This is a genomic window from Pseudoxanthomonas sp. 22568, from assembly GCF_052044485.1.
GTDB classification, from domain to species: Bacteria; Pseudomonadota; Gammaproteobacteria; order Xanthomonadales; family Xanthomonadaceae; genus Pseudoxanthomonas_A; species Pseudoxanthomonas_A beigongshangi.
This window is the reverse complement of the sequence record NZ_JBQENC010000024.1, coordinates 7,812-20,966: the sequence shown is the minus strand read 5'-3', so window position 1 is coordinate 20,966 and position 13,155 is coordinate 7,812. Positions and strand designations below refer to the sequence as shown.

Here is a 13,155-nt window from a genome sequence, read left to right as displayed (position 1 = left end):
CTCCCGCGTTGCCAACGCGACGATCACGCATTAGTAACGACGCCGGGGAATGTAACGACAGCGCGCCCATCTATCAACGACCCACGTCGCGTTGTCAGCACGCCGGATCGATCGCCGCAGGCGTAATCCGGAATCCAACAAAAAGAAAACGCTTACAGACGGATTTGGACATCGACTACGGGGGGTAGTTTGATGGATACGAAAGGGTTTGCGCGGCGCTTTGCCCGCCGCATCGCCATGGCCGCCCTGCTGGCCGTCACGGCCATCGCGTTCGTGCCCGCGCCGTTGAAGGCGCAGACCGGGTGCACCACCGGCGCCTGCATTTCCGCCGGACCGCGACTGGTATCGGTGGACAGCACGCAGGGGCCCGTACTCAACCTGCTGCTGCAGACGCTGTTGCCGGGAACCACCGTCAATCTGTCGGTGCTGGACTGGAACGCGCTTGCCGGCGCCGACATCAACCTCAATGCGCTGATCACACAGCTCGGGCTGAACCTGGGCATCAGCGACACCAGCCAGGTGCTCAACACCAACATCACCCTGGCCCAGTTGCAGTTGGCGATGGTGCAGGTCCTGCAGGCCGACGGACAGACGGCCGCCGCCAACGCGCTCAACCTGCTCCCGCTCAACGTCGCCGGCCTGACCGGACAGATCCGCCTCGCCGATCTGCTGCAGATCAGCCTGCCGCAAGGTTCGCTGGCCGACATCGATCTGGACCTGCTGGACCTGATCACCGGTTCGGCGCAGCTCTACAACTACAACAACGTGCTGACCACGCCCACGCCGATCACGGTCAACACTGCGGCGCTGGGCCTGACCGGCGTGGCCAACCTGCAACTGTGGCTGCAGGTGGTGGAACCACCGGTGATCGTCTGCGGCCCGCAGGGCACCTCGTTCCACAGCAGCGCCATCCGCATCAAGATGAATGTCGATGTGCTGCAGGGCTTCGATACCCAGGCGATCATCAACGTGCTCAACGCGGCCGGCCTGGGGCTGACCAACCTCACCCTGACCGCCGACGTACTCAAGCTCCAGCTGTATGCCGACGTGGCGCGTGCCGAAGGCACCATCACCGCCATCGATTACGTCGCCGGCGCGGTGAGCTTCCAGGCACGGCCGGGGCTGGTGAATTTCTACATCGGCACCATCGCCGACAGCATCTTCTTCAACCGCACCCGGGTGGTGACCAACGCCGATGTCTCGCCGGTGGTCATCAACAACCTCCAGCTCGGGTTCCGGCTCAATCTCCTCGGCGTCGGCCTGATCGACGTGCAGGTGCCGCTGACCGTGACCGGCCGCGCCGCCGCGACCGGTTCGCCGGAGCTGCGCAACTTCACCGTCAACGCGCCGTACCCGCAGACACGCACCGCCAGCAGCGGCACGGTCAGTGCCGGCACCCTGATCGTGGATCTGCTCAACAACCTGGACATCGAAGTCAGCCGCGGAACCCCCACCGTCACCTTGATACCGCCATTCCCGCTGCCGCCGGTGGTGATCGCCCTGCCGCCGGCGCTGGTTCCGATCCTGGACACCATCGTCGACACCGTCGAAGCGACCTTGCAGGGCGCGGTCGTCCCGATCCTGCAGCCGGTGCTGACCACGCTGCTCGGCGGGCTGGTCGACAACCTGCTGGCGCTGCTCGGCATCCGAGTCGGCAACGCGGTCTTCACCGTCGAAGGCGTGACACGGTCCTGCGTCGCCACCCTGGCGCTGGCGAAGATCCTCGCGCCGACCACCGATCCGGGCCGCTTCAACCTCAGCATCTCCCAGGCCGGCACCTCCGTGGCGACCGCCGGCGATGTCGGCAACAACGGCGCCACCACGCCCGCCCTGACCACACCCGGCCTGAGCTACGACCTGGCCGAAACCGCCGGCACCGGCACCCTGCTGAGCAGCTACACCACCACCTGGGCGTGCACGGATCAGGACGGCACGGCGATCAGTTCCGGCAGCGGCACCAGCTTCAGCCTGACCGCACCGGCCGCCGGTACCGATCCGGTCAGCATTACCTGCCGGATCACCAACACCCGCGCGCTGCGCGCCGACGTGTCGGTCAGCAAGACCGACAACCAGGGCAGCTACACGCCCGGCGGCAGCGCCAGCTACGTGATCACCGTGAGCAATGCCGGACCCGACGCGGTCAGCGGCGTGGTGGTCAACGACACCCTGCCCGACGGCGCCCGACTATCCGCGCCATGGACATGCACGGCCACCGGCGCGGGCAGCAGTTGTCCGGCCAGTGGCGGTGCGCAGGGGGATGCGGCCATCACCCTCAGCGTGAGCCTGGACGCGACGGGCACCGCGACGATCACCGTCCCGGTCACCTTCAGCGCCGACCCCACGGCGTACTGACCGCCGCGCCCCGATGCCATCGGCATCGCATCACCGAATCCACCCGCAAGACCCGCTTGCCCGCGCACCCGACGCCGCAAGCCACCGCGAGGAACGCCGTATGGACAGCCGAGCGCCAACCCCCTCCAAGACCCGGATTCCGCCGCGTGCCGGATTCAGGCACGCGGCCGCAGGCGCGGTGGCATTGCTGGGCGGGTTGCTGGCCGCCGGCAGCGCGTTCGCGCAGACCTATCCGGCGAACCTCAGCAATACCGCCACCGTGACCCTGCCGCCGACGGTGACCGACCCGCAGGCAGGCAACAACAGCGGCACCGATACCAACACCCTGGCAGCCGAAGCCGCGCTGGGCGTCGACAAGATCCTGCTGACCGCTTCGCCGGTGGTCACCGGCGGCACCGTCACCTATCGCATCACCATCACCAACGCCGGTCCGTCGGCCGCCCTCGGCGCCAGCCTGGCCGACACCGTTCCCGCCGAACTGACCAACGTCAGCTGGACCTGCACCGCCAGCGCCGGATCCACCTGCAGCGCCGGCAGCGGCACCGGCAACGTCGCGCTCATCCTGGATGTCGCGGCCGCGGGCACCGTCACCGTCGACGTCACCGGCACCGCGCCGCTGACCACGCCGTCCACCATCGGTGCGAACACCGCCACCGTCACCCCGCCGGCCGGCACCACCGATCCCGATCCCGCCGACAACACCGACACCACCCCGCCGGTCCCGGTCGCGGCACGCCCGATCGTGGCCGTGGCCGACAGCGCCGGCCCCATAAATGGCATCGTCGGCCAGGCCAACGTGGTCAACGTGCTGGCCAACGACACCCTCGGCGGCGCGGCGGTGATTCCCGCGCAGATCACTTTCACGCCGGTCAGCACCGCGCAGCTGATCGTCAACGCGGACGGCTCGGTGGATGTGCCTGCGGGCACTGCGAACGGCACCTACACCACCACCTACCAGATCTGCGAGACCGCCAATCCCGGCAATTGCGACAGCGCCACCATCACGGTAACGGTCAACGCCACGGCGACCATCAACGCCGTCGACGACGCGCTGCCGGCGCAGGCGGCCGGCAGCATCGCGCTGACCGCGAACGTGCTGGACAACGACACCCTCGCCGGTGCACCGGTGGTTGCGGCGCTGGTCACCCTGACCTCCACGCCCAGCGGCCCGCTGACGATCGCCGGCGACGGCACGGTCACGCTGGATCCCGCTGCGGCGCCGGGCACCTATTCGGCGACCTACCAGATCTGCGAAACCGCGGTGCCCGCCAACTGCGACACCGCGACCGCCACGGTGCGGGTGGTCGCGGCGATCGATGCCGTCGACGATGCGGCCGGTCCGGTCAACGGCGCCACCGGCGCCACCTCGCTGATCAACGTACTGGCCAACGACAGTGCCGGCGGCAGCAGCCCGGCCTCGCTGGCCACGGTAAGCCTGGCCGGTGTCAGCACCGCGGCGATCGTGTTCAACGCAGACGGCAGCGTCACGGTCCCCGCCGGCACGGCCGCCGGCACCCACGCCACCACCTACACGATCTGCTACCTGGATCCGCCGACCGTATGCGACAGCGCCAGCGTGCAGATCAGCGTGATCGCGCCCGGCGCGCTGGTCGCCAACGACGACGCCTACAGCGGCATCAACGGCACCAGCGGCAATCCCGCTGTCGGCAACGTGCTCGACAACGACACCCTCGACGGAACTCCGGTGGCACCGGGCGACATCGTGCTCACGCCGACGAACGCGGGGCCGGTCACCATCGCCGCCGATGGCACGATAAGCGTCGCGCCGAACACGCCGGCCGGCACCTACACGCCGAGCTATCAAATCTGCGAAGCCGCACTGCCGGACAACTGCGACACCGCCACGGTCAGCGTGACGGTCTCCACCATCGACGCGGTCACCGATGCACTGGGCCCGGCACCGGCCGGCAACCCGGCGGGCAACGTGCTGGACAACGACTTCGTCGACGGCGCGCCTGCCACACCCGGCGCCGTCACCCTGACCCAGACCAGCGGCGGCCCGGCCCTGACCATCGCGCCCGACGGCAGCGTCACCATCGCCCCGGGCACGCCGGCCGGTCCGCTCAGCGGCGGCTACCAAATCTGCCAGGTCGCCAATCCATCCATCTGCGACAGCGTCACCATTACCGTCACCGTCGCCGCGGGCACCCTGATTGCCGTCGACGACACGCTCGGTCCGGTCAATGGCGCCTCCGGCGGCGTGGCGGCCGGCAACGTGCGCGACAACGACACCCTCAACGGCGCGCCGGTCACGCCCGCCGAGGTGACGGTGGCGCCGAACAACGTGGCGCCGATCACCATCGATACCGACGGCACCGTGTCGGTGGCCCCCGGGACCGCGGCCGGCAGCTATTCGGCCAGCTACGACCTGTGCGAAGTGGTCAATCCCGCCAACTGCGACACCGCCACGGTGACCGTCGCGGTCAGCACGCTCGATGCGGTCGACGACGCCCTGGGCCCGGTCAACGGCGGCATCGGCGGCATCGCCGGCAATGTCCTGACCAACGATCGCCTCGACGGCGCGCCCTTCGCCACCACCGCGGTGACGCTCACGCCGACCAACACGCCGCAACTGACGATTGGCGCGGATGGCAACGTGACCGTCACCGCCGGCACCGCCGCCGGAACCTACTCCGCCAGCTACCAGATCTGCCAGGTTTCCAATCCGTCCATCTGCGACACCGCCACCATCGAGGTCACGGTGATCGCCGACGCGGCGCTGAACGCGGTGGACGACAGTTTCGGGCCGATCGATGGCGTCGCCGGCAGCACCAACGCAGGCAACGTGCTGGGCAACGACAGTTTCAACGGCGGCGCGATCACGCCGGCCAATGTGGTGTTCACGCCCAACGCGAGTTCGCCGCTGGCGATCGACGCCAATGGCGTGGTCTCGGTTGCCGCGGGAACGACCGCCGGCATCTACAACGCCAGCTACCAGATCTGCGAAACCGGCAATCTTTCCAATTGCGACAGCGCGCAGGTGACGGTCACCGTGCAGGTATTGGCCGCCATCGACGCGGTCGACGACGGCCCCTACGTGGTGAACGGCACCACCGGCAACGCCAGCGTCGCCAACCTGCTGGGCAACGACACCTTCAACGGCGGCGCCGTCGCTCCCGGCAGCGTGACCGTGACCAGTACCGCGGCCGCACCGCTCGCGGTCGACGCCAGCGGCGCGCTGTCGGTCGCTCCCGGCGCGCCGGCCGGCACGCTCACGGCGACCTACACGATCTGCGAGACCGCCAATCCGGGCAATTGCGACACCGCCGCGATCAGCGTGCAGGTGGTGGTCGTGGATGCACAGGACGATGGCCTGGCCCTGGCCAACGGCAGCAGCGGCGGCGTGGCCGGCAATGTGCTGGGCAACGACAGCGTCGATGGCGCCACCGCGTCGACCGCCACCGCCACCGTGGGCGCGACGGTCACGCCGCCGCTGACCCTGGGCGCCAATGGCGACGTGATCGTCGCCGCGAACACCGCGCCCGGCAGCTACACCCTCGCCTACACCCTGTGCTCGCTCGCGGCACCGTCGATCTGCGATACCGCCACGGTGACGGTCACCGTGGCCGCCGGCCCGCTGCCGATCAGCGCGGGCAACGACAGCGGCTCGGCCGCCGGCCGCGGTGGCGGCACCGCGATCGCCAACGTGCTCACCAACGACCAGCTGGGCGGCACCACGCCGACCCCGGCCACCGTCACGCTCACCCAGACGGCCGCGCCATCGCATCCCGGCATCGTGCTGGATACCGCCAGCGGCGCGGTGACGGTGGCGGCGGGCACGCCCGCCGGCAGCTACACGCTCGGATACACGATCTGCCAGATCGCCGCACCGGCCAATTGCGCGGGCGCCACCGCGTCAATCACGGTCAATCCCGCGGCAGTGGACGCTATCGATGATCCGGCCGGCCCGGTCAACGGCCTCACCGGTGCCACCGGCGTGGTCAACCTGCTCGCCAACGACACCCTGGACGGCGCCGCCGCGCCGCCGGCGGAGGTGGTGTTCACCGTGCTGTCCGCCAATCCGGCGCTGACCGTGCAGGCCAACGGCCAGGTTGACGTCGCCGCCGGCACGCCGGCTGGCAGCTACACCGTGAGCTATCGCCTGTGCGAAGTGCTCAATCCCGCCAACTGCGACCAGGCCACGGTAACCGTGCAGGTACAGGCCGCGGCCATCGACGCGGTCGACGACACAGCGCCTTCCGCGGTGGGATCCGTGGCCGGCGGGCAGGCGATCGCCAACGTCGCGACCAACGATCTGCTCAACGGCGTGGCGGTGGATCCGGCCCAGGTCGTGCTGAGCCAGACCACCACCAGCCATGCCAGCGTGCAGCTGCAGGCCGGAAGTGGCGCGGTGACCGTGTTGCCGCGCACGCCGGCGGGCACCTACTCGGTGGTGTACCGCCTGTGCGAACGGCTCAACCCCGCCAACTGCGACAGCGCCACCGCCAGCCTGGTGGTGGCCTTGCCGGCCATCGATGCGCAGGACGACACCGCGCCTCCGATTCCCGGCGGCGTGGCCGCCACCGCCGTGCTCAACGTGCTGGCCAACGATCACTACGATGGTGGCGCGGCCGTGCCGCCGGGCGTGATCCTCGCGCCGCTGGTACAGGGACCGCTGACCCTCAACGCCGACGGCAGCATCGATGTGGCGGCCGGCACGCCCGGCGGCAGCTACACCCTGACCTACACGCTGTGCGATGCCATCAATCCCACCAGCTGCGACAGCGCCACCGTCACGATAGTCGTCAACGCCACCGTGATCGCGGCGACCGACGACAACGGGCAGACCCCGCAAGGAACGATGCTGGTGATACCGGTGCTGTCCAACGACAGCTACGCCGGTGCCCCCTCCGATGCCACCCGCCTGCTGGTGCAGAACCTCACCACGCCCGCGCACGGCACGGTGGAGGTGAATGCCGATGGCAGCGTGAGCTACACCCCGACCGGCTACTTCAGTGGCGCCGACAGCTTCCAGTACGACGCCTGCGAACGTGCCATCCCCACCAACTGCGACACCGCCACCGTCAATGTCACCGTGCTGGCGAACGTCATCACCGTGGTCGATGACCAGGCCCGCGCGCGCCAGGCGCCGGTCGCCATCCCGGTGCTGGCCAACGACACGGTCAGCCACGCGCCGCTGGATCCGGCTTCGCTGGTCGTCGCGGTCGCACCCGCGCACGGCCAGGCGACCTGCGCGCAGGGCGTCTGCACCTATACGGCCTCGCCGCGCTACGTGGGCCAGGACCGGTTCGAGTACCGCGTGTGCGATGTGTCGGTGCCCACGCCGGTATGCGCGCAGGCCGCGGTCGAGATCGAGGTGGAAGCCGAACCGGTGGTCCTGCGCCTAAGCAAGACCGCCGCGCAGCGTACCGCCCGCATCGGCGATCTGGTCCGCTACACCCTGCGCATCGACAACGTCGGCGAAGCCGACGCCGAACAGGTCAGCCTGCTCGATCGCCTGCCCGAGGGCTTCGTGATGGTGCCCGACTCGCTTCAGGTCATCGATGGCGACACCGCCGGTTCACTGTCCAACGCCCGCCCGTTGCGGATAGGCGCGCTGGACATCGCGGTCGGTCGCAGCGCGACCGTGATCTACGTACTGCGGGTGGGTGCAGGCGTCGGCCCGGGCGTGCACACCAACCGCGCCATCGTCCGCGACGACGAAGGCGCCGCGCTGAGCAACGAGGCCACCGCCGACGTGGAGGTCACCGGCGATCCCCTGCTGGACGACAGCCTGATCATCGGCAGCGTCTTCCACGACGCCAACGGCAACGGCCGCCAGGACGAAGGCGAACGCGGCCTGCCCGGGGTGCGCCTGGGCACGGTTGAAGGCCTGCTGATCGAGACCGATCGCCATGGCCGCTTCCATCTGGCCGGCATCGACGGCGGTCGCTGGGCGCGCGGGCGCAATTTCCTGATCAAGGTCGACGCCGCGACCCTGCCTCCGGGCAGCCGCTTCACCACCGAGAACCCGCGCGTCCTGCGCATCACCCCCGGCGTGCCGGTGCGCTTCGATTTCGGGGTGCAGGTACCGGGCATGCCGCTGGGCGGCGGTACCGGCGAGGTGGAGATCGATCTGGGCCAGGTGTTCTTCGCCGGTGGCAGCGCGGAAGTTCCGGCCGAGCACGCACCGCTGTTCGAACGCATCGCCGGGCGCCTGCGCGAAGGCCGGGGCGGGCGCGTGGTCATCACCGCGCAGGCCGACGGGCTGGTGTTGGCGTTCCATCGCGCCGCCGCGGTGCGCGCCGCCCTGGATGCACGGCTTGCGCCGGAGCTGCGCGAGGCGACCGCGATCGAACTGCGTACCCAGGTGGATGGGCGCACGGCACTGGTCACCCTGGATCGCGACATCGGCCTGGGCAACCTGCTGTTCGATACCGACAGCGCCGGCATTCGTCCGCAATACCAGCCGTTGCTGCGGGCGATCGCGCAACGCATAGAAAGCGGTCCGGAAGTGATCGTGAGCATCGCCGGCCACGCCGACGCGCGCGGCACGCAGGAACACAACCTGCGCCTGAGCCGCGATCGCGCCGAGGCGGTCGCCGGGGCGCTGGCCGCGCTGCTCTCGCCGACGGCGCGCTCGCGCCTGCGGGTGGAGGCAGGGCCACCCACACCGACCGCGGCACGCGGGGAAGGACGCTGAGGGGGACATGACCATGGACATCAGCAAGCACGTTCCGAACCGCGTAGCCCTGGCCCTGTGCGGCCTGCTCGCCAGTGTCGCCAACGCGCAATCGACCGCGCCGTCCTCCGCGCCGGATGCACCGCCGCTGCCGCCGCGCTGCGACGCGCAGGGTTGCGCCAACGCGCAGGGCAGCCTGTTCCGCATCAATGCCTACGGCGAGGACCGGCCGGCTGCGACCAGCGGAGACGGCGATGCCCTGCAGCGGAACCGTCGGGTGGAAACCGTGACCGCGCAGAGCTACGCGGGCACCAGTCAGGTATTGGCCGAGGATCAGGCGCGCATCACCGGCCGCTTCACCGTGGACCTGCCGCAGGGCGGCACCCTCTGGGCGACCGAGGATCCGGCGCTGGGCCTGCCCATCCTCAACGTGCAGGCCGGCTCGCTGGCGCCGTTCGAGGATGGCCGCATCACCCAACCGGTCCGCTTCCATGCCTACAGCAACTACGCCGCGTTCTACGACCGGCTGGAGGTGGTGATCTACCGTGGCGACGACGAGGATCGGGTAACCCCGCTCGCCACCGTCAGCCTGCCGGTCGGCGCGGTGACCGACACGCGCTGGGACGGCGCGCTGCCGGCCGGCCTGCGGCTGCAACCGGGCGACGTCCTGCAATACGTGGCGCGCGCCCGCGCCGCCGACGGCAGCTTCGACGAGACCCATCCGCGCCGCATCCAGCTGGTCACCCCCGGCGACTACGCCCGCGGCGCGCAGGTGCTGCGCGACGAGGTGCAGCGCAGCCACGTCGACACCCTGGACGCGGCCACCGCGGAGTCGGTGCAGATCATCGAGTCGATCTACGGCAAGAGCGACCTGCGCCTGCGCAACATCCCGGTGTACGGATCGCGCGTGCGCATCCTCGGGCGCGACATTCCCGAAGGCATGCAGGTGGTGATCGACGGACAGTCCTTCCCGGTCGATCAGGAACGCAAGTTCGTCGCCGAGTTCCTGCAACCGGTCGGTCCGCACCGCTACCAGGTGCAGGTGAAGTCGTCGCAGGGCGTGGTCGCCGACACGCCGCTGGAGGTGGATGTCAGCGGCCGCTATGCCTTCGTCGCCGCGCTGGCGGACCTGACCCTGTCCAGCAACGACGCGAGCGGCGGACTGGACGCGCTGGCCGGCGACATCCGCCGGGACGACGGCTTCCTGCGCGAAGGCCGGCTGGCGTTCTACGCCAAGGGCAAATGGAAGGGACGCTACCTGCTCACCGCCCAGGCCGACACCTGGGAGAACGATCTGGAGCATCTTTTCGACGGCTTCCTGGATGCGCGCCCGACCGACATCTTCCGGCGCCTGGATCCGGATCTGTACTACCCGGTATATGGCGACGATTCGCGCACCTGGCGCGACGTCGACACCCAGGGCAAGTTGTACCTGCGCCTGGACTGGGACCAGAACCAGGCGCTGTGGGGCAACTACGCCACCGGATTCACCGGTACCGAGTACGCCCAGTACAACCGCGCGCTGTACGGCGCGGCGCTGCACTGGCGCTCGCGCTCGGCGACCGCGCTGGGCGATCCGCGCAGCCTGCTGAAGGTGTTCGGCGCCGAGGCGCGCACCGCGCTCGGCCACACCGAATTCCTCGGCACCGGCGGCAGCCTGTACTACCTGCGCCACACCGACGTGCTGCCCGGGTCCGAACAGGTGGTGATGGAAGTGCGCGATCCCACCACCGGCCGGGTCGAAGCGCGGGTGAGCCTGCAACCGGGCGTTGACTACGAGATGGACGATCTGCAGGGCCGGTTGTTCCTGACCCGCGCGCTCTCGCAGATCACCCGCGAGAACGTGCGCACGCTGACCCGCGACACCCCGCTGGACGGTTACCGGCAGGTGCTGCTGGTGGACTACGAATACGTGCCATCGGGCTTCGACTCGGACGACGCCACCATCGGCCTGCGCGGCCGCCAGTGGCTGGGCGATCACGTCGCGATCGGCGCCACCTACGTCGACGAGAACCGCAGCGGCGACGACTACTCGCTCAAGGGCGCGGACCTGACCCTGCAGGCCGGGCGCGGCACCTACCTGCGGATGGAAGCGACCCGCAGCGAATCCACGGTCGCGCCGATCTTCTATTCCGACAACGGCGGTCTGAGCTTCATCCAGCGCAATCCGGTTGCCGGCGCACGCTCCGGCGACGCGCGCATGGTCGAGGCACGCGCCAACCTGCAGGAGCTGGGCTGGACCCGGCGAGAATGGTCGTTCGGCGCGTGGTGGCGCGACGTCGATGCCGGCTTCTCGATCGGCCGCCAGGACACCGGCCTGGCGATCGAGGAGTACGGCGCCGAATTCACCGGCCAGCTCAACGAGGACTTCACCCTGTACGGCCGCTACAGCCATGCCTCGCACGGCGCGCAGGAACTGGAACAGTCGCAGCTGACCTTCGACTGGCAGATCACCGAGGACGGGCGCTTCGGCGGCGAACTGCGCCAACTGCGCGAGCAGGACGCCAACCGCGACGCCGACGCCACCCTACTGGCGCTCAGCTACCGCCAGCGCTTCGGCGACAAGTGGGAACTCTACGGCGTCGGCCAGTACACGCTGGACGACGATTCCGGCCGCTACGATCGCAACAACCTGCTCACCGTGGGCGGCAAATACCTGTTCGGCGATCGCTCCAGCATCGGGGCGGAAGTCAGCAGCGGCAGCCGCGGCCACGGCGGAAAACTGGACGCCGAATACCGGCTGGGTCCGGACCATACGCTCTACGGCGCCTATAACTACAGCACCGACCGCACCGAACGCGACGGCCTGTTCGATACCGCGCTGCAATCGGGCTGGACCCTCGGCCAGCGCTGGCGGCTGAACAACCAGGTCAACGTCTACAACGAAAGCCAGTACCTGCGCGACAACCGCCGCGACGGCGACGGCATCGTCCACACCTTCGGCCTGGACTTCCGTCCGGCGCCGGGCTGGAACCTCGGCTTCACCGTGATGGACGGCGAACTGGACGCGCGCGACGGCCGCGTGGATCGGCGCGCCTACAGCGTCAGCGGCGGCCGCACCGACGCACGCACCGACTGGTCCAGCAAACTGGAATACCGCCGCGACCGCGGCGCCGAACAGCGCACCCAGTGGGTGACCACCAACCGGCTGTTCCATCGGGTCAACGAGGACTGGCGGCTGGCGCTGCGCGCCAACTACGCCGATACGAAGGACGATCTCAATCCCGCCGCCGGCGCGCGCCTGGCCGAGGCGAATCTCGGTTTCGCCTGGCGCCCGCACGACAACACCCGCTGGGCCGCGTTCGGCAAGTACACCTACCTGTACGACCGCGCCTCACCCGGCCAGGAAGACGCGGACCTGTACGACCAGCGATCGCACGTGCTGTCGTTCGAAGGCACGGTGCAGCTGGACGATCGCTGGCAACTGGCGGGCAAGCTCGCCGGGCGCTGGGGCGACTACCGGATGGGGCGCGGTACCGGCAGCTGGCTGGACAGCCGCACCGACTTCGCCGCGTTGCAGGTGCGTTACCACCTGATCGGGCGCTGGGACGGACTGGCCGAATACCGCTGGCTGAAAGTCCGCGACGGCGGCGACCGGCGCGGCTGGCTGATCGGGCTGGATCGCCAGATCCGCGAGAACTTCAAGGTCGGCGTGGGCTACAACTTCACCGACTTCAGCGGCGACCTGACCCAGCTCGACTACCGCCACAAAGGTTGGTTTCTCAACATCACCGGGTACTACTGACGTGCGGTCGGCGGCCTGGTGATCCCCTCTCCAGCCAGCCGCCGCCGCACGGCAGTTCCGTGATGCCCCCATCCCAACCTTCCCCCGCACGCGGGGGAAGGGGCGGCACCGCTTGCGGGGAAACGAATGGACCACGGATCCAGCTCCCTCCCCCGCCTGCGGGGGAGGGCCGGGGTGGGGGCGAACGCACCCATACCGTTTGCGGCGCTGAAAGCGCCCCCCATCCCAACCTTCCCCCGCAAGCGGGGGAAGGGGCGGCACCGCTTGCAGGAAAACAAACGAACCACGGATTCCGCTCCCTCCCCCGCCTGCGGGGGAGGGCTGGGGTGGGGGCGAACGTGCCCGTACCGTTTGCGGCGCTGAAAGCGCCCCCCATCCCAACCTTCCCCCGCAAGCGGGGGAAGGGGCGGCACCG

At 69.6% G+C, this 13,155-nt stretch carries 3 protein-coding genes; all 3 read left to right on the top strand.

Translation table 11 applies throughout. The features are described 5' to 3' along the window. Positions 1-192: 192 nt before the first annotated feature. The 3 genes from ACTJI2_RS19445 (at position 193) to ACTJI2_RS19435 (ending at position 12,740) form a co-directional block, all read left to right on the top strand. Positions 193-2,352 carry a hypothetical protein gene (locus tag ACTJI2_RS19445; RefSeq protein ID WP_440843058.1) on the top strand — a complete coding sequence of 720 codons (2,160 nt, stop codon included), beginning with the start codon at positions 193-195 and terminating at the stop codon, positions 2,350-2,352. 100 nt (positions 2,353-2,452) lie between these two features. Continuing rightward, positions 2,453-9,016 carry an Ig-like domain-containing protein gene (locus ACTJI2_RS19440; protein WP_440843057.1) on the top strand — a complete coding sequence of 2,188 codons (6,564 nt, stop codon included), beginning with the start codon at positions 2,453-2,455 and terminating at the stop codon, positions 9,014-9,016. Positions 9,017-9,023: 7 nt separating this feature from the next. Beyond that, positions 9,024-12,740, top strand: coding sequence for a hypothetical protein (locus ACTJI2_RS19435; RefSeq protein WP_440843056.1), 3,717 nt, complete (start codon positions 9,024-9,026; stop codon positions 12,738-12,740). Positions 12,741-13,155: the final 415 nt, after the last annotated feature.

Coding starts and splice junctions, on each gene's coding strand:
- ACTJI2_RS19445 (WP_440843058.1), top strand. CDS start 193: ATGGATACGAAAGGGTTTGCGCGGCGCTTTGCCCGCCGCATCGCCATG.
- ACTJI2_RS19440 (WP_440843057.1), top strand. CDS start 2,453: ATGGACAGCCGAGCGCCAACCCCCTCCAAGACCCGGATTCCGCCGCGT.
- ACTJI2_RS19435 (WP_440843056.1), top strand. CDS start 9,024: ATGACCATGGACATCAGCAAGCACGTTCCGAACCGCGTAGCCCTGGCC.